Source organism: Dickeya dadantii NCPPB 898 (assembly GCF_000406145.1).
GTDB classification, from domain to species: domain Bacteria; phylum Pseudomonadota; class Gammaproteobacteria; order Enterobacterales; family Enterobacteriaceae; genus Dickeya; species Dickeya dadantii.
In genome coordinates this window covers 1,355,984-1,379,732 of sequence record NZ_CM001976.1, presented here as the reverse complement: position 1 = coordinate 1,379,732, position 23,749 = coordinate 1,355,984, and the positions used below count along the sequence as shown (strand labels likewise).

The following is a 23,749-nucleotide window of genomic DNA, read 5'->3' as shown; positions in this document are numbered from 1 at the left end:
TTCCTTAACAAAAATACGATTAAAGGGTTAAACCTAAGCGTTCACCGGTATAGGAGCCATCCTTAACGCTGCGCCACCAGGCCTCGTTCGCCAGATACCATTCCACCGTTTTGCGGATGCCGGATTCGAAGGTTTCCTGCGGTTTCCAGCCCAGTTCACGGTAGATTTTCGACGCGTCGATCGCATAACGCAGATCGTGCCCCGGACGATCGGTCACATGGGTGATCAGCTCGTCATAGTGGCGGATGCCTGCCGGCTTCTCCGGCCGCAGTTCATCCAGTAAGGCGCAGATGGTTTTCACCACCTCAATGTTTTTCCGTTCGTTATGCCCGCCAATGTTGTAGGTTTCCCCGACCTCGCCGGTGGTCACGACGGTGTAGAGCGCCCGGGCATGATCTTCGACGTATAGCCAGTCGCGGATCTGGTTGCCCTGGCCGTAAACCGGCAGCGGTTTGCCGTCCAGCGCGTTGAGAATCATCAGCGGAATCAACTTTTCCGGGAAATGATACGGGCCGTAGTTGTTGGAGCAGTTGGTCACCAGCGTCGGCAGACCGTAAGTCCGCAGCCAGGCACGCACCAGATGATCGCTGGCGGCCTTGGAGGCAGAGTACGGACTGCTCGGCGCGTAAGGCGTGGTTTCCGTAAACAGATCGTCGGTGCCGTGTAGGTCGCCGTACACTTCATCCGTCGAGATATGATGGAAGCGGAATGCCGCCCTGCTCGCCTCCGGCAGCGCCGACCAGTACTGCCGCGCCGCCTCCAGCAGGGTGTAAGTCCCGGTGATATTGGTTTCAATGAAAGCGGAGGGGCCGTCGATGGAACGATCGACATGGCTTTCCGCCGCCAGATGCATTACCGCATCCGGCTGAAAGGTCGCAAACACCCGATCCAGCCCAGCCCGGTCACAGATGTTGACTTTCTCAAACAAAAAGCGGGGGTCGGATGCCACCTCTTTCAACGACGCCAGATTACCGGCATAAGTCAGGCAATCCACCACCATTACCCGGTCCTGAGTATGCTGAATGATATGACGCACCACGGCCGAACCAATGAACCCAGCCCCACCCGTTACCAGAATATTCATGAATAGTGACCTTTCAAAAAAAAATTAAGATATGGATTTACTCATAACCGTCTTAAACATCCCCAAACGATAATGTTGACATCCAGCCGTCGCTTAGTCTCGCCAAAATCGCTTATGCATACTGCAAACCTGAATCACTGATTTAGGCAACTTGCCATACTTTTGACCAAGTTTATAACCCGTAATCTTCATAAAATTATTCAACAAGGCAACAGGAATATATCGGATACCATGTGTTAACAGGTAACGCAGTTCTGAAAAGATAAATTTTAGTCCTTCTCCGCCGGCTCCTCCTACCTTCTCCCTAATCCAGGGTTCATCCGCGTGAAAAACGCCGATATCAAAATAACGCCTGAACTCTTCCATTGGGCTGTAATTATGGGAATGCCTCACCGCTGCATCAGCCACATATGCCACTTTATAACCAGCCAGCACCGCTTTAGCGGTAAAATACATATCTTCGCAAAGGATGGTATCTGACGGAAAACCGCCTAATTTTTTAAACACTGAAACCCGGTAAGCCGAAAACGAATTGGACATAAACACAGTTTTAATACCAAGCCGTGGTGCGTCTTCCATACCGCACACATGACCACGATCCGGATAATTAAAGTAACGAGCATGACGGGCGATAGGGTTGGCATCGTGGTGTGGCAGTTGCCTGCCATACGCACAAGCGATGCTCGGGTCCTCAAAAGCGGCAACAATTTTTTCGATAAAACCAGACTCAGGGATAGCATCCTGAGTTAGGAATACGGCGATATCATAATTATCGATATGCTTCTCCAACGCCAGATTGCGGGTGCCGCCATGATTGAAATCGTTGCTATCAATAATCTCCACCTCAAACCCGGCACGCTTCGCTACCTCAACTGTATCATCCTTACTGCTGGAATCGATGACTTGTACATACAGATTATCACCGCCATATTTTTTGATATTCTCTACCGATGCCTTCCAGATAGCATTTCCATTGTAGGTTGGTATTGACAAAAAATGTCGCATACATATTTCCGTTTGATTAACTGCACTTGATATCAGCGGCAAGAAAACATTTATTATTCTGCCGTTATATTTTCAGTAAAAGTAGCAACAAAGCTAAAAAAGCCTTGTATGATTTCGCTGCGAATAAATTTATTTATTTTTATTTAGAATAGCAGGCCGATATAGCACACTAATTATTAAAATACTATTTTTACAACTCTCTCATTCATCCTTAATTAATACGCGCCATCTTTTTTCAGCACAACACCAACAGTTTTAAACAGGATGGCGACATCATTCCACATGGACCAGTTCTTCACGTACCAGGCATCCAGATAAACACGGGTCGCATAATCTACATCGCTGCGACCACTTACCTGCCACAGACCAGTCATACCCGGCTTGCTCAGCAAATAGTAATCCACCTCGTCAGAATAACGTTCCAGTTCCGCGGCAATAATTGGACGTGGCCCCACCAGGCTCATCTCACCTTTCAGTACGTTAAACAGTTGAGGTAATTCATCAAGACTGGTTTTACGCAGAAAATGACCGATTCGGGTAATGCGTGGGTCGTTTTTCAGTTTAAAGGTGGCATCCCATTCAGCGCGAGCTTCTGGATCGCTTGCCAACAGTTCAGCGAGTACCTCTTTGGAATTGATGACCATAGAGCGGAATTTCAGGCACCGAAAGGGTCTCCCGCCTTTACCAATACGCTCATGACCATAGAGTGCCGGACCTCCATCCTGTCTCACCTTGTAGCGGATATAGGCTAATAAAGGCGAGAGCAGAATAATAATGACGAGGGAGCCGAAGATATCAAACGCACGCTTCAATACACGAGAAGACCATTCAACCTGATTCTGATGCACGCGGAAGATCATCATTTCATGGCTGAAGATAAACGACATGTCGGTACTGTACAGCGGCATGCCCCGCAGAGTGGGGATTACTGAAACATAGCGGTAGCCGTTGATCATAAACTCCCGTAACCAGGCATTACGAATATCACTCTGAGGCGATTCCACGGCGACAATAAACCGCGTTTCTTTGTTCACCTGGCGTTGCAACCATGTAACGTCATATAACATCACTGGTATGCCTTCAATGGTGTCTCCTTGTTTATCTTCCACGTCACTGGAAATAAACCCGATGACGCGTAACCCAAGGTTACGTTCGTTCTTAATCGCCTTAAAGGCTTCCCGTGCATTTTGGCCGCTACCAACAATAATGGCATCAAGCTGCCAGAAACCCAGTTTGTTCAGTACCCGTTTTGCGACTGCCCTCGTTACCGGAACCAGAATCAGCACAAACACCCAGGTTAACAACAAGTATCGTGGGAAATACCACCCGGCAAACGCTACCACCACTATTTCAATCATCGCAAAGATGATCAACGTGCGCAGAGTTTCCTTAAGTTCTATCAGGAAGGTCTTACGATAAGAGTAATGCTGCAATCGTACACAGAACCAACCCACACAGCAAAATGCCAACAGCCAGTGTAATGCTATCCACCCCTCAGCCTGGTTATCTGGAATGCGCAGATCTGCGCGGCTCAATACACCTATAGCTAAATAGAGAGACAGTATAAAGCTCGCCAGATCAGATAGCACCAGCAATACACTGCTCCAGAAGTTTCTCGCGAAGAAAATCATTTCTCCCCCTATCAATCATTGATAACACAGCTATAAACCTGCCAAATAGAATAAGTATTTTTTCATGCCCAAAGCATAAGAAAATACCGCTCTATTAGATAGATATGATGTTGACTCAGAACAAATAATTTAATGCACTTAATGTTTGAATCTCGCTTATGGCAAGGTACTGCATCGTCTACTCTCAGTATTGCGGCAAAAATCGTCCGATCGCCAGAAATAAATACATTTAACGAATTGAGAGATATAAATTAGAACTAACTGTAATTTAAAAAATATCTTACTAAAAACTTATTTAGTTTGCTCCAGGCAATAATACTAAGACCCCACCTCAATAAGTGTAATTGGTACAACCGGTTTAGACTCGGCCAGTGCGGAGAAACCACCCCATCGGCGTTATTCGTCGGGAAACACGTTCAGGCCGAAAAAAATTAATCAGCAATCCCATTCTTTAACTTTTTTCTCCGGATACCCCCGAACTCGAATAATGAGTACTCAGGTCATACGCTCTTCTTTTTATCTGAATCATAAGAATATTGGTATGAATCATAACCATAGCTGTAGTAGCTCAGGGCACGGCGAATTACCGCATTCAGAATCACTCCCTTGATCGGCGTGCCATTTTGCTCAAAGCGTCGGATACTGATTTCCACCTCTTTCGGCGTGTTCGTTTCAAATCTCGCCACCAGCAGCGATGTTCCCGCCTGTCGGCCGATAATCGCCGCGTCGGTTACCGCCAGAATCGGCGGCGTATCCAGCAACACGATATCAAAACTCTGAGCAGCCCATTCCACAAACGCGACAAAGTTCTTGTGCATCAACAACTCCGAAGGGTTGGGGGGGATTTGCCCACGAGGAATAAAGAACATATTGGTCACAGCAGTGCTGCGCGTTGCTTTTTCAGCCTCAATTTGTCCGGAAAGAATATCCGACAACCCGTTATCTGCTGTAACACCCAACATATGATGGGCATAACCTTTGCGCATATCGCAGTCAACAATCAGCACCCGTTGCCCGGCCTGGGCTACCACCGCGCCCAGGTTGGCACTGATAAAGGACTTGCCGATCCCCGGACTGGCACCGGAAATCATCAGCACATTGTTTTTCGCTTCCATCATCGCAAAGTGCAGACTGGTACGCAGGCTGCGGATCGCCTCGATCGCCAGATCGGCCGGGTTGCCCACCGCCAGCAGGGAATCGGAGCGGGTATTGCGTTTACGGTTCTTGCCGGCAAACTCCCGGTCTTTCTTCTGCTGCCATTCCGACAGCGGTACGCTGGCGTACACGTTAATCCCCAGTTCTTCCAGCTGTTCCGGGCTTTCGATACCGCGATGCAACAGGGACTTCAGCAGCACGAATCCAACCGCAACCACACCGCCCAGGAGCACAGCCAGCAGGATCACCAGTATTTTCTTCGGCTTCACTGGTTTTATCTGTACCTCGGCCAGGTCAATGATGCGTACATTACCGACGGTACTGGCCTTGTTAATACTTAATTCCTGCTGTTTATTCATCAACTGGACATACACTTCCTGTCCAACACTCACATCCCGCGTCAACCGCAAAATTTCCTGCTGGGTTTTGGGCATGCCGCTTACGCGCTTGTTCAGGTTGTTACGCTCCTTTTCCAGCGTAACCCGCTTTTCCAGCAATGCCCGGTAAGCAGGGTGCTCGCGGGTATACAGCTTGGAGATCTCGGCTTCACGAAAAGTCAGTTGATTGAGCTGGGACTCCACATCCACCATGGTGTCCAGCACAGATTTTGCCTCCATAGAGAGATCTACTGAATCATTTTGCTGACGAAATTTATTGAGTTTATCCTCAGACTCTTCCAGAGACGCCCGCACGACCGGCAGTTGTCGTTGCAAAAATTCCAGACTTTTTCCTGCCTCTTCAGACTTGCGGTTCACGTTCTGTTCCAGATAGTTCTGGCTGATACTATTGAGGATTTTATTGATCAGAACTGGGTCTTCCCCAGTCAGGGTCAAAACCAATATCCCGGTGTCTTTGCCTTTATCCGCCACGGTTAAACTATCGAGCACATTGTCAATCGCGCTCCGCTCACCCTTTTTCGTCACAGTGAATACCGTGCCCGGCACAGCGTCGACATCGCTCACCAATAGTTCAACGCCATTATGGCTCGCCAGTTGCCCCACCTTACCGTCAAACGCTCCTTCATCTTTGATATCGAGACGGTAAGCGCCGTTTCCCAATATTTCCAGCTTCATTGGTTCATCCAACTGCGACGCTGGCACCGACAGGCGAGGTATCAAGATTCGACCAGGTTTCTTACCAACCAACCGTGCTACCCCTTTGCCAACCACGGGAAAAAACTTCTCCTTGACTTCAATATCTAATGCCAACTCATCTACAGTTTTACCAATCACCATACGCGATTGGATCAGTTCGATCTCTGCGGAGGAGTCCGGCTTGGCATCCGGCAATACACTGGATATATCTTTAAGCAGATTGTCACTGGAATTCTGTTCCACTTGCACCAGCGCATCTGACTGGTAAATCGGCGTCGCCAGCAGCGTATAAAGAATACCCAGCATAGTGAAAATAGTAATAATGCTAATAATCAACCAGCGGTTATCCAGTACGGTTCCCAGTAAACGCCCCAGGTCAACTTCATCCGCCTTGTCCACCTCAGATTTTTTCACGGCAATTCTCTCTGACATCGTAATCCCTGACTGGTTAACGGCTCAGCGCCTGCGCCCACTTATGGGCAGATTGTTCAAGTTGGGTATACACAAACTCAAAGGCTTCCCGGCTCTTGCGGTACGGGTCGGTAATCTCCTGCTGGTTAAGCCAGTGCCCGAACAGCAGCGTTTTCCCGCGCACTTCCGGTGAGAAACGGCACACGGCATCGATGTGCGCCTTTTCCATCACCAGAATCAGGTCGTAATGCCGGCACAGCGATCCGGTCAACTGGCGCGCGACATGCCCGTCCAGCGACAGACCATGTTCGGCGGCCACCAGGCAGGCCGTTTCATCGGCAGGTTTTCCGTCCATCGCCCGCCAGCCGGCGGATGTCACCTTTTTCCCCGGCAATGCCTGCTGTAACAGGCGTTCGCCGGTCGGTGAGCGACAGATATTGCCCTCGCAAATAACAAGAATACTGTTGAACATCGACACGTCCCCCCTACGGCTACGGCCAGGTACGAACGCGCAGGCTGCCTTCGCTCAGGTCGTTAAACCCGCTGATGGTCGGCACCAGTTGCGAAATCAGGCGGTTCCAGCGCGCTACCGGCGCCGAGGTGACATACACCACGTCATACGGTTGTAGCGGGAATTCGGAGCCCATCACCAACGCGGTGGCGTCTTTGGTGTTGAGCTGATAAATGTTGGCCAGCTTCGGCCCTTGCGTACCGCGCAGCGGACGGATAACAAACACGCCGGTGGCGTCGGCCACCATCTGGTTCATCCCTTGCGCGTTGCCCAGCGCCTCGGTCAGCGTCATGCCGCTGCGGTCCATTTTGAGGGTGGACTGTTTGTTCACTTCCCCCATCACGAACACTTTCAGGTCATCGTTACGCGGCACGAACAGGATGTCGCCGGGGTACAACAGGCGGTTCTGGGACAAATCGCCGTTCTGCATCAGCGCCTGCAGGGAAATTCGTTCATCTTTCCCGTTATGCGTCAGCACCAGATTGCGCCAGTCGGCAAACTCGCTCAGCCCGCCGGCATTGTTGATCGCATCCAGAATGGTCAGCGGCACGTTGGAGATAGGTTGCTGACCCGAACGCACCACTTCCCCGGTCACATAGGCTTTTTGCGAGCGGAACGCGGCAATGCTCACTTCCACCTGTGGCGATTCGATGTACTGCGCCAGACGGCGCATGATTTCCTCGCGAACCTCGGTCAGGGTTTTATCTACAACGCGCAACTTGCCGATGTAGGGGTAAAAAATAGTGCCGTCCGAGTGAACCCAGTTACCGGTGTCAGCAGCGGTGCGGTAAGTCCCCGCCGGCGTGGTCAATTCCGGGTGATCCCAGACGGTAACCATCAAGACGTCGCCGATGCCGATACGGTATTCGTAACGTTTCAGTTCCGCATCCAGCGAAGGGTTACTCTGGGCAATCGCCGGTCGCAGGCGCATTTTCTCTATCAGCAACGGGGTGACAGGGTAAATATTGACCAGCTTATTGATGTTGAAATCATCATCCGGTTGTTCTACGACCTCTTTTCCACTGGTAGAAAGGTGCGTACCTGGCACCAGCGTACAGCCAGCCAGGAATGTCGCCGACAACATCAGCGGTATAACTTTCAGTGTTGGTTTTAACATCCTTTATGCCATCGCTTTTTAGTAAAGTGAGAAACAAAGAGCGGTACAGCCCGATCGATAACGCATGGGACGATCCGATAGCGTTCCGCAATGCATTGATCCCTAATGATTTTCTTGAAAAGGTTTTCACCCCGCCCCAAAAATCTAAAGACTTATAACCAAAATCACCTTCACCATCGTTTAAATATTCAAACTGACAATAAGTAAAGCGTCGTTTCAGGTGATAAGCCTCCGACAGGAACGCGATTTGCCGCTTGCCGTCCGGATGGAGACAAGACCAGGCCGTCGCGAGCCATAGGCATGCGTTTTGATTTGGAAAAGGGGAATGGCGTCAGCGCAGGCCGGTTGATGGCGACCCGTTTCGTCAGGCTGCGCGGTTATATTGCCGTTGCTGTGAGCAAAATCGTTGCTGCGGATAAAAAAAGGCGACGCGGGCGCAGGCGAAGCGCCGGTCAGGGGGAATGCCGCGGGTCGTGCCAGCGGTCTGAACGTCAGTGTCGGGTTTAACATCCTTTGCATCGCCTTTCAGTCAAGTGAGTAGCAGATAGCCCACACGTCAGGAATTCACGGTGGATCCGTTGACATCGTTTCCGTCTTCGCCCATCGGCAAACAACAGGCGGAAGGCCTGAATGCCGGTGGCTGAACGGTTTCAACGTCCTGGAGGGCTGGGTCTGAAACGCCGCTTGCGGCTGTCGGGTGAATCGCATCAGGTACGCTACCGCCCTTGGCTCGTAGCTACCAACTCGCTGTCCCGTTTTCGTTTCAGACTCGCCCAGCTATTGCTGTGACTCGTCATAACTGACTCGTAAAAATGGCTTGCAAAAACATTAATGACACTAAAGTTTCGAATTAAATATTTTTAAAGATGTGTCAATATCGCCACACCGGAGAGTAGTAAAAAATATTTGCTTATAACAAGACAAATATCTTCCTGGTGTTTTTTTTCGGAAAAATACTAACATTCCATGCAGTTTCTCTTATGAGCAAAGATATTTTTATCATTAATAAACAAACAGTTATATATATCAGAGACATCTTAATAAATATTTCATTTTCATATAATAATTTTGTTAACGCATTAATGAGCTTATTAAATAGCCAGAGGATGGGCTAATTTCCCGCGCGACACGCTGATTTGGCATATAATGCATCGCCTTAATGAAATAGGTCACTTTTTAACCCATTCGATGGTTTTTGGATTTCTCAAAACGTACTGTAATGTTTTCCATCTTGCTGAAAATCTTGTGATCTCACTCACACAGAAAAGGCGGGTGCCGGCACCCCGCAATTTGATATCAGTCAATCACGATCGGTCGCGTTATGGTTGAGCGACGCAACGCCTGATACGCTATGCGCATACCAACCTGATAAAGAAAAAGGTGAATTCAGCCTATGGAATGGATCGCTGATCCAACAATTTGGGCCGGTCTGGCCACGCTGGTGGTGCTGGAACTGGTATTGGGTATCGACAACCTGGTCTTTATCGCCATTCTGGCGGAGAAGCTACCGGAAAAATCTCGGGATCGGGCGCGGGTCGTCGGGTTATTGCTGGCCTTGCTGATGCGATTTGTACTGCTGTCGTCCATCTCCTGGCTGGTCTCGTTGACCCACCCGTTGTTTACCGTTTACGGACACCCGTTCAGCGCGCGTGACCTGATTATGCTGGTAGGCGGCCTGTTCCTGCTGTTCAAAGCCACAATGGAGCTGAATGAACGGCTGGAAGGCAAAGACCAGGCGCAGCAAACCCAACGCAAGGGCGCGCGTTTCTGGCCGGTGGTCGCACAGATTGTGGTGCTGGACGCCGTGTTCTCGCTGGATTCGGTGATTACCGCGGTCGGTATGACCGAGCACCTGCCGGTGATGATGGCGGCGGTCACCATCGCCATCGGCCTGATGCTGCTGGCCAGCAAGCCCCTGACGCGTTTCGTCAACGCCCACCCGACCATTGTGATCCTGTGCCTGAGCTTCCTGCTGATGATCGGCTTCAGTCTGGTGGCGGATGCTTTCGGCTACCCGGTTCCAAAAGGTTACCTCTACGCTGCCATTGGTTTCTCAGTCATGATCGAGATGCTCAACCAACTGGCGCAGTTCAACCGTCGACGTTTTCTCTCTTCGTCGACCCCGTTACGCCAGCGTACGGCGGAAGCGGTATTGCGCTTGCTGCGCGGCGAGCACGAAGAAGCGGAGCTGGACAAACAGGCCGCCGACCGGGTGGCGGATAACGCCGGCGGCATCGGCCAGCCGGTATTCAACCAGCAGGAGCAGCGCATGATCGAGCGTGTGCTCGGCATGTCGCAGCGTTCAGTCAGCAGCATCATGACCATCCGCCACGATATCGAACACGTGGACGTCAACATCGACCCGGCGGACTTCCACGAACTGATGGAAAAAAATCAGCACACCCGGCTGGTGATGTTCGACAGCCACGTTTCCAGCGAACCGCTGGGCGTGGTGCACCTGATCGATCTGCTGCGTCAGCAGTTGCACGGGCAAGCGCTGAATCTGCGCGCGCTGATCCGCCAGCCGCTGGTGTTCCCGGAACAATTGTCGCTGCTGTCCGCGCTGGAACAGTTCCGTGAGGCACACACGCACTTTGCCTTTGTGGCCGATGAATTCGGCTCGGTCGAAGGGATTGTCACGCTGAGCGATGTCATGGAAACCATCGCCGGCAATCTGCCGCTGGAAGGGGAAGAGCTGGACGCCCGCCATGACATTCAGGAAAACGAAGACGGCACCCTGACCGCCAACGGCTATCTGCCGGTCGAGGATTTACTGATGTATATCCCGCTGCAGCTAAATGAAAAGCGCGAATATCATACGCTGGCCGGCTTGCTGATGGAGTATGCGCAGAAAATTCCGCAGGAGGGCGATGAGGTGCGCATCGACAATACCCTGTTCCGGGTGCTGACCGTGGAAAGCCACCGCATCGTGAAGGTCCTGATTATCCCGGAACCCGATCCACAGCCGGATTATGAGGTGTGAGCCACAGCGCATCAACCCGCACGCGGGCACAACAAAGGCGGCCTCGGCCGCCTTTGTTGTTTCACTGAAAACACCTGATGTCCGTCACATGCCCGTCGCCGGGGTTTTGGAGGCCGGCTGATTTTTCTCGGCCCAGTCATTCAGGCGTTTTTTCATCTCGTCCTGTAGCCGCTTACGCAGCAACTGATCGACCTGCAACTGGTAGTTCAGGTTGCCGAACTCGCCGTACAGACGGAACGGAATAGCGGTATCCTGCAACAGTTGCGTCAGTTGGCTATCCCCTTTCCACCCTTGCGTTACGCGCACATCCATATTGATGTCGCAACGCTGGGCGGGCAAGTCGAACTGACCGACGCCGCTCACCGTCAACACCTCGGACTGCCCGGACAATGACTGCAAATCCAGTTTGCCGGCGTTGAGCGTGGCGTCGCCGCTCATCTGCCGAATGTCGGTGTAGCGGGCGTAGTCGTCCGGCGTCTGGATGCCGCTGTTGCTGCGCGCCGCCGCCTGCTGGATCAACTGCTGAACGTTCAGCCCCGACAGCCGCAACTGGTCGAACTGCACCGACGCCGTTCCGCGCCATTGTGACAGCAGCGCTTGCCGCGACAGGTCGTCGCCGCTCAGCCGCCCTTGCAGGCTGAGTTTGCCCTGCAAGCCGTCAGGCAGGCCGAACAGCGGCAGCAACGTCGACAGCTCCATCGATTTCAGGGTGGGCTGAATGGTGATAGCCGGCGACGCTCCCACATCCATCGAACCCGGCAATGAGAAGCGCCCTTCCCCCACCTGACCGCTGAAGTCGGTGACCCTGACCTTGCCGCGCTGATTGCCGCCTTTCAGGGTAAACTGGTTGACCGTCATACCGTGGTAAACCAACGTATTGGCGGCCACCGACACGCTGGCAATGGAGTTGCGCAACCCCTGATAAGGCTCCGGCGGTTGATCATGCGAAAACACCGGTTTGGCGATTACCGTTTTGTCGCCGCCGTCGCTGGACGAGGCGGCGTGCGTCAGCCCCAGCAACGCATCCAGATCCAGTTTTTCCGATTGCAGATCCAGCACATACTCCGGCGTGACGCCGAAGGTGGTGGATAGCGAACCATTCAGTTGGCTGCTATTGGCGCTCAGGGCAAACTGGCTGATAGTCAGTTTCTCCGGCTGACGCTGATAACTGCCGCGAAGCGTCCCTTTACCGCTGATGCCCTCCGTCGGCAGCCCCGCGCCCTGCAACTGATAACTGACGCTCCCGACATCGGCGCCGATCTGCTGCGGGTAGTTCTGCATATCCAGTATGGCGTTAAGCGAGAACGACAAATCACGCTGGTCGCGGTTGAAACGGCTGGAGAGCGACACCCGCACCTGTCGGGCGCTGTCGCTTTCCATCGTCAGGTTGATGTCGCGGACATTCAGAACCGGCGCGTTTCCGCGCTGAAACACCAGCAGGCTGTCGGCCACTTCAACCCGATTGATATCAAAACGCCACGGGGTTTCCGGCTCCGGCGATGACGTCCCACCCGGCGCAATCGGCACCGGACCGGCCACCCGCGCTTCACTGTCGGACGTCAGGCGAATCACCGCGCCTTTGAGCATCACCTGTTTGACTTCCAGTTGATGCGACAACAGCGGCCAGAGCTTCACGTCCAGCCGCATATTCTCAGCGCTGATCACCGGTGTGGCCGCGCCCGGCGCGCTCACCGACAGATTGCCGGACAAAATGCTCAGTTGCGGCCAGACATGCCAGCGCAAATCGCCATCCAGATTCAACCGGTAGCCGGTGCGCGTCTCAACCTGCCGCACCATATAGGCCCGGAAATCGTTCGGGTTAATCAACACCACCAGCGCCGTCATGCCTGCCGCCAGCACTACCAGCAGAATCACCAGCGTGGTAAACAGTCTTCTCATGCCATCCTCATTCGCTGTCGTTCCCGGCCCAGCTAGTCTTTGTCAATCCGGCTTGCCACCGCGCCCTGCTGGTCCTTGTATTTCGCGTCTTCGCGTCGGTTATACGGACGCGCGGCGGGACCGGAGAGCGGTTCGAAACTCAGCGCGCCGATGATCATACCGGGACGCAGCGCCAGCGGCAGTTTGCCCGAGTTGTAAAACTCCAGCACGATGCACCCCTGCCATCCCGGATCGATGCGGTGAGCGGTCACATGCACCATCAGCCCCAGACGCGCCAGCGAAGAACGACCGTCCAGCCAGCCCACCAGATTATCCGGCAGCGTCACCGACTCCAGCGTCACCGCCAGCGCCAGTTCGCCCGGATGAAGGAAAAACGCATCGCCTTCCGCCAGATTGATTTCATCGCTCATCACCCGATCCAGCGCGGCGCTGACCTCGTCCTTCGGCCCGCTCAGATCAATGAACGGCGCGGTGTGACCGCTAAACACCCGGAACTGATTCCCCAGCCGCACGTCCACCGTGGCGCCGTTAATCCGTTCGATCGGGGGGCGCGGCGTTATCGACAGCCGGCCGTCGTCCAGCCAGGTTTCAATGTCACGGTCGCACAGTCTCATCATCTTCTCCAGTCAGACTCTCGCAGGTGATCAAACTGCCACAGCAGCGCCGGAAATACCATGCCGGTTCCACCTACTTCAGGGTTTTCTCAACGTACAGCCTACTCAAAGAACTGGCTGATCTTCGCCTTCAGAATATCAATGGCGATGCGGTTTTTGCCGCCGCGCGGCACGATGATGTCCGCATATTGTTTGGATGGTTCAATAAATTGCAGGAACATCGGACGCACCGTTTTCTTATACTGCTCCATCACGGAATCCATTGAACGGCCGCGTTCATTGACATCACGGCGCATACGGCGCATCAGGCAGATATCCAGCGGGGTATCGACAAAAATGGAGAAATTCATTTCTTCACGCAGCCGGGCATCGGTCAACAGCAGAATGCCTTCCAGAATAATCACTTTCTTCGGCGCCAGATGCACCGTTTCCTGTAAGCGGGTGTGCTGCACATAGCTGTACTGCGGCAATTCAATCGACTGGCCGGCCTTGAGCGTCTGCAGGTGTTGCAGCAGCAGGCTGTGATCCATCGCGCTGGGGTGGTCGTAGTTGGTTTTGACCCGTTCTTCCATGGTCAAGTGGGATTGATCCTTGTAGTAGCTGTCTTCCGGGATGACGCCAATGTGTTCATCACCCACCTGATCGCGCAATTCGCGGTACAGGGTGCTGGCAATAAGACTTTTTCCGGATGCGGACGCGCCGGCAATCCCGATGATGACACAGTGGCGAGACTTATCAGTCATGGCAATAAAGACCTGATTAACAAAAAAATAAGGAGGGGGACATACCAGACTGTTCGGACGCGGCTTGCGCCGGGTTGCGCCGAAGGGTAGCCATCAGCAGCATGCATGATTCATTGCGGGACACAGCCTGGGGTGTCTGGACGCGGCAATTATAGGGAGTTAGCACGATTCGCGCCAGTATTACGCGGGCTGATTACGAGTGCACACCGCATCTGACCGCCACATGCCGCCAGATGCCGAAGACAACGGATACCGCGCCGAATCACGGTATCCGCCAGAGGATATCACACCGCGCGGAACGCGATCTCCGTCGGGATCACCTCGCCCTGCCAGTACAGCTGGGCCGCCACCTGCCCCGCCAGTTCGCGGTATAGCTGGGTGAATTCGCTGTCCGGCTGGCTAATCACGGTCGGTTCGCCGCGATCCAGGTCTTCACGTAGCGAAATGTGCAGCGGCAACTGGCCCAGCAAGGCGCAGTGGTATTTTTCCGCCAGTTTCTGCGCGCCGCCGGTGCCGAAAATCGGCTCCAGATGCCCGCAGTTACTGCAAATGTGCACGCTCATGTTCTCCACGATGCCCAGCACCGGCACCTTCACCTTCTCGAACATTACGATGCCCTTCATCGCATCCACCAGCGCGATATCCTGCGGGGTGGTCACCACCACCGCGCCGGTGACCGGCACGTTCTGCGCCAGCGTGAGCTGGATGTCGCCGGTGCCCGGCGGCATGTCCAGCACCAGATAATCCAGATCCGGCCACAGCGTGTCCTGCAACAGTTGCAGCAGCGCTTTGCTGGCCATCGGCCCGCGCCACACCATGGCGTTATCGTCGGTAACCAGATAGCCGATAGAATTGGTGGCAAGACCGTGCGCCATGATCGGCGCCATGTGCTGCCCGTCCGGCGAGGTCGGCCGCTCGTTGGCCGCGCCCAACATGGTGGGGATGGACGGCCCGTAGATATCCGCGTCCAGAATACCGACGCTGGCCCCTTCGGCCGCCAGCGCCAGCGCCATGTTCACCGCGGTGCTGGACTTCCCGACGCCGCCCTTGCCGGAACTGACGGCGATAATGTTCTTCACGCCCTTGACGCCGGCCTGATTATTGACGCGGCGCAGCGTGGCGACGTTATGGGTCAACCGCCATTCCACTTCGCGAGCGCCGCACAGGCGCAGCAATTCCTCGCTGACGCTGTCTTTCAGATCCGTCAGGCCGCTCAGCCAGACAAACGGCATGGTCAGTTCAATATGCAACACATCGTCCAGCAACGCGCAATGGTGCAGCGCATTAAGCGTGGTCAGGTTATTTTTCAGCGTCGGGTGCGTAAAGGAGGACAGCACGCCGTTCACCATGGCGCGCAACATCTCGGGGTTTTGCGCAGGGAGTTTATCGTTCATCCCGGCTCCTTGAGTTGAATTAAGGTCGTTATAATCGCGGCCCTAGCATAGCAGAACGCCCGCGCGTGGGTGTATCGCCAATGTCCCGGTACTGAAAAAACGGCGGAACCGCCTCCCGTCCGACGCCACTCAAACTTTGCCTTCCCGCCATTAACGCCGGAAGCGCGGGTTTTGTTGGAGCCCGCTTCGCCCCAAGGTTTACGCATCAAGGCGCGATGGGGTAACATCAGGGCTCCTTCTTAATTCATTCACCAACCAACAAGCAAGTTCCCCACTATGACTCAAGTCGCAAACAAAATTTTGGTAACGTGCGCGCTGCCTTATGCTAACGGTCCGATCCACCTTGGCCACATGCTCGAACACATTCAGGCGGATATCTGGGTCCGTTACCAGCGAATGCGCGGCAATCAGGTCCACTTTATTTGCGCGGACGACGCCCACGGCACGCCGATCATGCTCAAAGCGCAGCAGATGGGCGTGGCGCCGGAGCAGATGATTGCGACGGTGAGTCAGGAACACCAGCAGGATTTCGCCGGGTTCAACATCAGCTACGACAACTATCACTCCACGCACAGCGAGGAGAACCGCGAGTTGTCCGGGTTGATTTATCGTCGGCTGAAGGAAAACGGTTTTATCAAGAACCGCACCATTTCCCAGTTGTTCGACCCGGAAAAAAGCATGTTCCTGCCGGATCGCTTTGTGAAAGGCACCTGCCCGAAATGCAAGGCGCCGGACCAGTATGGCGACAACTGCGAAGTATGCGGCGCCACCTACAGCCCGACCGAATTGATCGAGCCGAAATCCGCGGTGTCCGGCGCCACGCCGGTGATGCGCGAATCCGAGCACTTCTTCTTCGACCTGCCGGCGTTCAGCGACATGCTGCAAAGCTGGACCCGTTCCGGCGCGTTGCAGGAGCAGGTCGCCAACAAGATGCAGGAGTGGTTCGACGCCGGGCTGCAACAGTGGGATATCACCCGCGACGCGCCCTATTTCGGCTTCGAAGTGCCGGACGCGCCGGGCAAATATTTCTACGTCTGGCTGGACGCGCCGATCGGCTACATGGGGTCGTTCAAAAACTTGTGCGACAAACGCAACGACCTCAATTTCGACGAATTCTGGCGTAAAGACTCCAGCGCCGAGCTGTACCATTTCATCGGCAAGGATATCGTCTACTTCCACAGCCTGTTCTGGCCGGCGATGCTGGAAGGCAGCGGTTTCCGCAAGCCGACCAACCTGTTCGTGCACGGCTATGTGACCGTTAACGGCGCCAAGATGTCCAAATCGCGCGGTACCTTCATCAAGGCCGACACCTATCTGAAGCATCTGGACGCCGACTGCCTGCGTTACTACTACGCCGCCAAGCTCTCGTCGCGCATTGATGACATTGACCTCAATCTGGAAGACTTCGTGCAGCGCGTGAACGCCGACATCGTCAACAAAGTGGTCAACCTGGCTTCGCGCAACGCCGGCTTCATCAACAAGCGTTTTGACGGCCAGCTGGCCGGCCAACTGGCGGATCTGGCGCTGTATCAGACCTTTATCGACGCGGCGCAGACCATCGCCGACGCTTACGGCAGCCGTGAATCCGGTAAGGCCATCCGCGAAATTATGGCGCTGGCGGATATCGCTAACCGCTATGTCGACGAACAGGCACCGTGGGTCGTCGCCAAACAGGAAGGCCGCGACGCCGACCTGCAGGCGATTTGCTCGATGGGCATCAACCTGTTCCGCGTGCTGATGACCTACCTGAAACCGGTACTGCCGTCGCTGACTGAACGCGCTGAAGCCTTCCTGCAAACCGAACTGCGCTGGGATAACCTGACGCAGCCGCTGACAAACCATCGGGTCGGCGCGTTCAAGGCGCTGTTCAACCGCATCGACATCGCGCAGGTACAGGGCATGGTCGAGGCCTCCAAAGAGGAAGCCGCGGCGGCAGCCGCCAAACCGGTATCCGGTCCGCTGGCCGACGACCCGATTCAGGACACCATCGACTTCGCCGATTTCGATAAAGTGGACATGCGCGTCGCGTTGATCCAGAAGGCCGAACTGGTGGACGGTTCGGACAAGCTGTTGCGTCTGACGCTGGATCTGGGCGGCCAGACACGCCAGGTGTTCTCCGGCATCCGCGCCGCCTACCCGGATCCGTCCGCGCTGGAAGGTCGTCTGACGGTGATGGTCGCCAATCTGGCGCCGCGTAAAATGCGCTTTGGCGTGTCCGAAGGCATGGTGATGGCCGCTGGTCCCGGCGGGAAAGACATTTTCCTGCTGAGTCCCGACAGCGGCGCCCAACCAGGGATGCAAATCAAGTAAGTCCATTCGCGTCAGGCCGGCTCATCCGGCCTGACACCCTCTTCGTCTGACACCCTCTTCGTCTGACACCCTCTTCGCCTGACGCCCCCGTCGCCCCACGTCGCTCTGCCGCATATCTCACTCCGTTTACACCTCCGACCATGCCGTTATTCGGACAAACAGCATAGCGCTTTCGCCACAGCCGTGATAAACAGTGCCTGGTCGTGATTATCACGCCACGCACTCAGCTGCATGCGTGTTGGCCTGCACCTTCGCGCCATGTGTGCTTCGTGCCGTACGTGATAGTCACGACGCCCGACCCATCATCGATCATGGAGGAATATCGAATGTCCCGTATTACCCCTGTGCTGCTGAGCGCAGCCCTGCTTGTCACCGCGACGCCGGCCGTGGCGTCCAAGTCGCTGAAAAGCGCCGATGACGTAATCACCGCACTGAATAAGGGCCAAAGTGTCAATGTCACCATCGATTTGTCCGCCTGTACGCCGCAGGAAGGTACCCCGGCCAGCAAAACCCGCGGCGGCCTGCACATCAACGCGTATCGTCTGATTGACACCGGTACGCTGTCGTTCAGCGACGAGCACTTCACCGTCGCCAACGACAACACGCCGATTCAGCAGTTCATGCGTTATCAGGTTCTGCCGGACAACACGGTGCGATTCACCACCTTTATGTTTAACCTGCCCAGCCTGCAACAGCGTGGCAACACGCTGAGCTACCTGTGCAAACTGGACCAGGATATCCGCTTCTTCAGGCAATAAGCCCAACCAGATGCGTCCGGCCGGCTGGTCGGACGCGTTTCTTTTCCCCAGCGTCTCCCCAGCTTCCCGCCAGTTTGCTCGCCGTATCTCATTGAACGAAAAGTTATAAGCTAAACCCAAAAGACATAACCCGCCCCCTTTGCACGCCGCAATGTTACCCGTTATGATTCCTCATCACTAAAATAGACATCCAGACATAAAGATATCCATAAAGCTGGCAAACCTGATTTCACAACACCGAGGATTGATCATGAAGAAATTCCCTGTCGCACTGCTGGCCCTAAGCCTGACGGCGTCGTTCTCCACGCTGGCTGCGGAGACGCCGGCCACCGCTGCGCCGGTTCCGGCAGCCATCGCCAACCATCAGGGACCGGTGCGCATCGCCGTGATCCGCAATCTCGGTTCGGACGACAACACCACCCAGTTCGTTTCCGGCGTGTTGGAAGAAGGCAAGAAGCTGGGATTCAAGGTCAGCACCTTCCTGAGCAACGGCGACGACGCCAAATTTCAGGACTTCGTCAATCAGGCCATCAGCCAGAAATATGACGGCATCATTCTGTCGCAGGGCCGCGCGCCCTATTCCACCGAACTGATTCAGCGCATTGTCGACAGCGGCATCAAGGTGGCGGTGTTTGACACCGCGGTGGATCGCACTATTCCGGGCGTCACCGTCACCCAGCAGGACGATGCCTCGCTGACCAAGGAATCGCTGGGCCAGTTGGTGAAGGATTTCAACGGCAAAGCCAACATCATCAAACTGTGGGTGGCCGGTTTCCCGCCGATGGAGCGCCGTCAGGCGGCTTACCAACAGATCCTGAAAGACAATCCGGGCATTAAAGAACTGGAATCCATCGGCGCGGTGTCTTCCGATGTGCAGGGCGATACCGCCAATAAAGTGGGCGCGATTCTGGCGAAATACCCGAAAGGCAAGATTGACGCTATCTGGGGTGCCTGGGACGCCTTCAGTCAGGGCGCGTACAAAGCGCTGAAAGAAAACGGCCGCACCGAAATCAAACTCTACAGCATCGACATCTCCAATCAGGACCTGCAACTGATGCGCGAAGCCAGTAGCCCGTGGAAAGTCAGCGTGGCGGTGGACCCGAAACTGATTGGCAAGGTCAACCTGCGTCTGGTTGCCAACAAGATCGCCGGCGAGCCGACGCCGGCAACCTACGAGTTCCGCGCCGCCAGTATTCCGCAGGCGCTGCTGGTGAGCCAACCGGGTCCGGTCAACGTGGCGGGACTGGCGAAAATCATCCCGGGCTGGGGCCAGACCAGTGACTTTACTGCGCCGTGGTTTGCTACACTGGAAGCCAAAAGCAAATAAAGGTCTGTCATAACGGAGGCTTATATGGCATCAACGCCCCTGCCCATGCCGGAATACAGCCGCAACATGCGGCTGATTGGACACAGCGATCAGGGCGGGCGTCCTGATGGCGTACAGGTCATGGTTCACCGTGGTTACGCCTATATCGGACACATGGTGTCCCAGGGCGTTTCCATCGTTGACGTGCGAGACCCAAAAAAACCTAAACCGGCCGGTTTCATCGCCGCGCCGCCGGGCACCTGGAATATCCATCTGCAAACCCACGATGACCTGCTGCTGGTGGTCAACGCGCGCGATCTGTTCGCCGACGCCCGCTTCGCAGAAGAAAAGGTCTACTACACCCGTTCGGTGGCGGAGACGGTCAGCACCGGCCAGCAGGATAAAGGCTGGAGCGCCGGACTACGGATCTTCGATATTTCCACCCCGGACCAGCCGCGGGAAATCAGCTTTTTACCGCTCGACGGCATCGGCATCCACCGTATCTGGTACGTGGGCGGCCGCTGGGCGTACGTCTCCGCGCTGCTGGATGGCTACAGCGACTACATTTTCCTGACCATCGACCTGGCCGACCCGCGCAAACCGCAAGTCGCCGGGCGTTACTGGCTGCCGGGCATGCACACCGCCGGCGGTGAAACGCCGAACTGGCCGGAAGGCAAACGCTATGCGCTGCATCACGCCATCGTCAGCGGCGATACCGCCTACGGCAGCTGGCGCGACGGCGGCCTGACGTTACTGGACGTCAGCGATCGCACCCAGCCTCGGCTCATCAGCCATCGCAACTGGAGCCCGCCGTTCGGCGGCGGCACCCATACCGCGTTGCCGTTGCCGGACCGTGACCTGCTGATCGTGCTGGATGAAGCGGTGCTGGATAATCAGGAAGACGGCGAAAAACTGATTTGGGTGTTCGATATCCGCGAGCCGTCCAACCCGGTAAGCATCGCCACCTTCCCGCAGCCCAACGAAACCGATTATGTGAAGAAAGGGGCGCACTTCGGCCCGCACAATTTGCATGAAAACCGACCGGGCAGCTTCATCAGCTCGACGTTGATTTTCGCCACTTACCAAAATGCCGGCGTGCGCGCTTACGACATCAGCAACCCATATCGGCCGAAAGAAACCGGCGCGCTGGTGCCCGCCGCGCCCGATCGCATGATCGATAAACGCCCCGGCCGCCCTCAGGTGATCCAGTCCTGCGACGTGTTTGTCGATGCGCAAGGGATTATCTACAGCACCGACTACAACGCCGGGTTGTCAATTATCGAGTACCGCGGCTAACCCGCCGGGAGAATACGCGCTGCGGTAGCGCAGCGCGTGACTTCTCGGTTATCTGCCTGTCTCCGTTATCAATCCAGCGCCAGCACCGACACCCACATCGGTCCCTGACCGACCGGATAGCGAGCCAGCGGCGTCAGGCCGCCGTTATCCGGCTGGATACGATAGACCTCGATATGATGGGATTTCTGACCGGCGGCGATCAGGAACTGGCCGCGGTGGTCGATATTGAAGCCGCGCGGCTGGGTTTCCGTCGGCTGGTGACCAGCCAGCGTCAGCGTGCCGTCCTGCGCCGACACCTGGAAAATACTCAGCAGGCTGGCGGTACGGTCGGTGGTGTACAGGTGGCGGCCATCCGGCGTGATGTGGATATCCGCCGCCCAGCAGGTGCCGGTGAAATCGGCCGGCATGGCATTCAGCGTCTGGATTCGACGGCCTTCGCCCTGAGCGTCCAGTTCGAACACATCCACCGAACTGTTCAGTTCGTTGATGCAGTAAGCAAAACGGTGATTCGGATGGTACGCCATGTGACGCGGACCGGCGCCGGCAGCCGCACGCTGCTCGGCAGGCTGATGAGCGGCCAGGCGGCCATCGCTGCCGACATCGTACAGCCGGATACGGTCTTCTTTCAGGCATGGCGCCCACAGTACGCGGTTAGCCGGGTCGATATTGGTGGAGTGGCAGCCTTCCAGCCCGTCCAGTTGCTGGATCGGCGCCTGCGCCACGCCGTCATCGCCAATCGGGCTGACGCTGACGCAGGCGTTGCTGTAAGACGCGCTAAACAGGAAACGCCCGGTCTGATCGGTAGACAGGTGCGTCGGGCTGCCCGGCAGCGGCGCTACGCCGGCTTCGTTCAGTTTCCCCTGAGCGTCAATACCATAGCTGATCACGCGGAACTCAGGGCGTACGCCGACATACAGGTGGCGCTGATCCGGCGCGATGACCATCGGCTGTACCTGCCCCGGCACGTCCACCACCTGTAACAGACTCAGTTCCCCGCTGGAAGAGAGTTGCCAGACATGGATCTGCTGGCTTTCCGGGCTGGCGATATAAACCACTTGCTGCATTCGATTCTCCTTGTTGGCCTTAATGAGGCGGCAGGCGCGCGCCTCGTTACGCTCAGGCTATGCTCTCGTTTATCGGTGCCGACGCTCACATTGGCGACTTTCGCATGAGAGCCGGCACGGAAAAAGGGCCTGTTGATCCGGGCGGCTGACAGTGTACCATCGGGAAGAAGTGAACCCGATAACCCGATGAGAATACCATGACCTATCGCATCATTGCCCTCGATCTGGACGGCACGCTGTTAACGCAAAAGAAAACCATTCTGCCGGAATCGTTACAAGCGCTGGCGCAGGCCAGACAGGCGGGCATCAAGGTCATCATCGTGACCGGTCGCCACCATTCGGCGATCCATCCGTTCTATCAGGCGCTGGCGCTGGACACTCCGGCGATCTGCTGCAACGGCACCTATCTGTACGACTACCAGACCGGGCAAACCACCGAAGCCAACCCGCTCACACCGGCGCAAGCCAAAAGCGTGTTGCAACGGTTGCAGCAGTTTGCCATCCACGGCCTGATGTACGCGGACGACGCCATGTTCTACCAGCACATTACCGGCCACATTACCCGCACTCAGGTCTGGGCGGAAAATCTGCCCGAATCGCAGCGCCCGGTATTTCGCCAGGTGGACGACCTGCTGGCCGCCACCGAGCACGCCCGTTCGATCTGGAAATTCGCCACCCATCACACCGATACCGCCGCGCTGAACGACTTCGCCCAACTGGTTGAACAGGAACTGGGTCTGGCCTGCGAATGGTCGTGGATGGATCAGGTGGATATCGCCCAGACCGGCAACAGCAAGGGCCGCCTGCTGCAACGTTGGGTAGAATCGCAAGGGTACAGCATGAACGAGGTGGTGGCGTTCGGCGACAATTTCAATGACATCAGCATGTTGTCAACCGTCGGGCTGGGCGTGGCGATGGGCAACAGCGCCGACGACGTGAAAGCGCACGCCGATTTGGTGATTGGTCATAACGAGCAACCCGGCATCGCCGAGGTGATTCGCAGCCGGGTGCTGGCCTGAACCACCCTACATCCCGTCGATGCGGGTCGTATCTATCCACAACAGCGAGCCAGGAACATCCGGCTTGCTGTTGTGTGATAGCTTGTTACTGTGTGGTAGCTTTCTGTCATAACAACTCGCCGCTATGATTTTAGTCTGTCAGGCAAAGCCTTCGGAATCGTCTGTTATTTCCATGGCCGACAGAGCCTAACTACATTAATTCTATAAAAAATAATCAGTTAATCGATAACCCATCTTATGTTTCCTCGCCCCGATGAATGTCATTAAAAATTAATTTCGGTATTTTATTATTTCATTAAATTGTATCTGCACACCCTCCGCTAATCCGGTGCGGCGCAGGATCACGTCCATGAGC

Annotated in this window: 17 protein-coding genes; 6 read left to right on the top strand and 11 right to left on the bottom strand. The window is 55.3% G+C overall.

The features are described from left to right. Nucleotides 1-19: 19 nt before the first annotated feature. The 6 genes from rffG to DDA898_RS06605 all read right to left on the bottom strand — a co-directional run bounded on the left by rffG (nt 20) and on the right by DDA898_RS06605 (nt 8,008). On the bottom strand, nt 20-1,084 hold the full coding sequence (gene rffG / locus DDA898_RS06630; protein ID WP_038910623.1) for a dTDP-glucose 4,6-dehydratase: 1,065 nt from the start codon (nt 1,082-1,084) through the stop codon (nt 20-22). A 93-nt stretch (nt 1,085-1,177) separates the two neighbouring features. Continuing rightward, nucleotides 1,178-2,089 (bottom strand): glycosyltransferase family 2 protein, encoded by a 912-nt coding sequence (locus DDA898_RS06625; RefSeq protein WP_038900684.1) that lies wholly within the window; start codon nt 2,087-2,089, stop codon nt 1,178-1,180. A gap of 215 nt (nt 2,090-2,304) precedes the next feature. Then, nucleotides 2,305-3,720 (bottom strand): undecaprenyl-phosphate galactose phosphotransferase WbaP, encoded by a 1,416-nt coding sequence (wbaP, locus tag DDA898_RS06620; protein WP_038910622.1) that lies wholly within the window; start codon nt 3,718-3,720, stop codon nt 2,305-2,307. Nucleotides 3,721-4,220: 500 nt separating this feature from the next. Then, complete coding sequence (gene wzc / locus DDA898_RS06615; RefSeq protein ID WP_038910621.1) at nt 4,221-6,401, bottom strand: tyrosine-protein kinase Wzc; 2,181 nt, start codon at nt 6,399-6,401, stop codon at nt 4,221-4,223. A 16-nt stretch (nt 6,402-6,417) separates the two neighbouring features. After that, on the bottom strand, nt 6,418-6,852 hold the full coding sequence (locus tag DDA898_RS06610; protein ID WP_038900681.1) for an arsenate reductase/protein-tyrosine-phosphatase family protein: 435 nt from the start codon (nt 6,850-6,852) through the stop codon (nt 6,418-6,420). 19 nt (nt 6,853-6,871) lie between these two features. After that, complete coding sequence (locus tag DDA898_RS06605) at nt 6,872-8,008, bottom strand: polysaccharide export protein (protein WP_038900680.1); 1,137 nt, start codon at nt 8,006-8,008, stop codon at nt 6,872-6,874. A gap of 1,393 nt (nt 8,009-9,401) precedes the next feature. On the opposite strand from DDA898_RS06605, the gene DDA898_RS06600 reads away from it, so the two are divergent. Then, nucleotides 9,402-10,991 carry a TerC family protein gene (locus DDA898_RS06600; protein WP_013317065.1) on the top strand — a complete coding sequence of 530 codons (1,590 nt, stop codon included), beginning with the start codon at nt 9,402-9,404 and terminating at the stop codon, nt 10,989-10,991. Nucleotides 10,992-11,075: 84 nt separating this feature from the next. On the opposite strand, the gene asmA is transcribed toward DDA898_RS06600, so the two are convergent. From asmA to apbC, 4 genes are all read right to left on the bottom strand, one after another. Then, a complete protein-coding gene (gene asmA, locus DDA898_RS06595) occupies nt 11,076-12,890 on the bottom strand; it encodes an outer membrane assembly protein AsmA (protein WP_038910620.1) in 1,815 nt (604 codons plus the stop codon). 32 nt (nt 12,891-12,922) lie between these two features. Further along, complete coding sequence (dcd, locus tag DDA898_RS06590) at nt 12,923-13,504, bottom strand: dCTP deaminase (RefSeq protein ID WP_038900679.1); 582 nt, start codon at nt 13,502-13,504, stop codon at nt 12,923-12,925. Between the two features lie 101 nt (nt 13,505-13,605). Then, nucleotides 13,606-14,247 carry a uridine kinase gene (gene udk, locus DDA898_RS06585; RefSeq protein ID WP_038910618.1) on the bottom strand — a complete coding sequence of 214 codons (642 nt, stop codon included), beginning with the start codon at nt 14,245-14,247 and terminating at the stop codon, nt 13,606-13,608. Nucleotides 14,248-14,531: 284 nt separating this feature from the next. Next, a complete protein-coding gene (gene apbC, locus DDA898_RS06580; protein WP_038910617.1) occupies nt 14,532-15,641 on the bottom strand; it encodes an iron-sulfur cluster carrier protein ApbC in 1,110 nt (369 codons plus the stop codon). A 276-nt stretch (nt 15,642-15,917) separates the two neighbouring features. Between apbC and metG the strand changes: the two genes are divergently transcribed. From metG to DDA898_RS06555, 4 genes are all read left to right on the top strand, one after another. Then, nucleotides 15,918-17,951 carry a methionine--tRNA ligase gene (gene metG, locus DDA898_RS06570; RefSeq protein WP_038910613.1) on the top strand — a complete coding sequence of 678 codons (2,034 nt, stop codon included), beginning with the start codon at nt 15,918-15,920 and terminating at the stop codon, nt 17,949-17,951. A 326-nt stretch (nt 17,952-18,277) separates the two neighbouring features. Beyond that, the gene (locus DDA898_RS06565) at nt 18,278-18,709 is read left to right on the top strand and encodes a VirK family protein (RefSeq protein ID WP_038910612.1); all 432 of its coding nucleotides are present in this window, start codon (nt 18,278-18,280) and stop codon (nt 18,707-18,709) included. A gap of 250 nt (nt 18,710-18,959) precedes the next feature. After that, nucleotides 18,960-20,036 (top strand): sugar ABC transporter substrate-binding protein, encoded by a 1,077-nt coding sequence (locus DDA898_RS06560; RefSeq protein ID WP_038910611.1) that lies wholly within the window; start codon nt 18,960-18,962, stop codon nt 20,034-20,036. 24 nt (nt 20,037-20,060) lie between these two features. After that, the gene (locus DDA898_RS06555) at nt 20,061-21,311 is read left to right on the top strand and encodes an LVIVD repeat-containing protein (RefSeq protein WP_038910610.1); all 1,251 of its coding nucleotides are present in this window, start codon (nt 20,061-20,063) and stop codon (nt 21,309-21,311) included. Between the two features lie 68 nt (nt 21,312-21,379). Here DDA898_RS06555 and pgl read toward each other — a convergent pair whose 3' ends face one another. Then, nucleotides 21,380-22,375: a 6-phosphogluconolactonase gene (gene pgl / locus DDA898_RS06550; protein ID WP_038910609.1), complete on the bottom strand. Its 996-nt coding sequence runs from the start codon at nt 22,373-22,375 to the stop codon at nt 21,380-21,382. A 197-nt stretch (nt 22,376-22,572) separates the two neighbouring features. Here pgl and DDA898_RS06545 point away from each other — a divergent pair, with 197 nt between their 5' ends. After that, on the top strand, nt 22,573-23,394 hold the full coding sequence (locus tag DDA898_RS06545; protein WP_038910608.1) for a pyridoxal phosphatase: 822 nt from the start codon (nt 22,573-22,575) through the stop codon (nt 23,392-23,394). Nucleotides 23,395-23,749 lie beyond the last annotated feature (355 nt).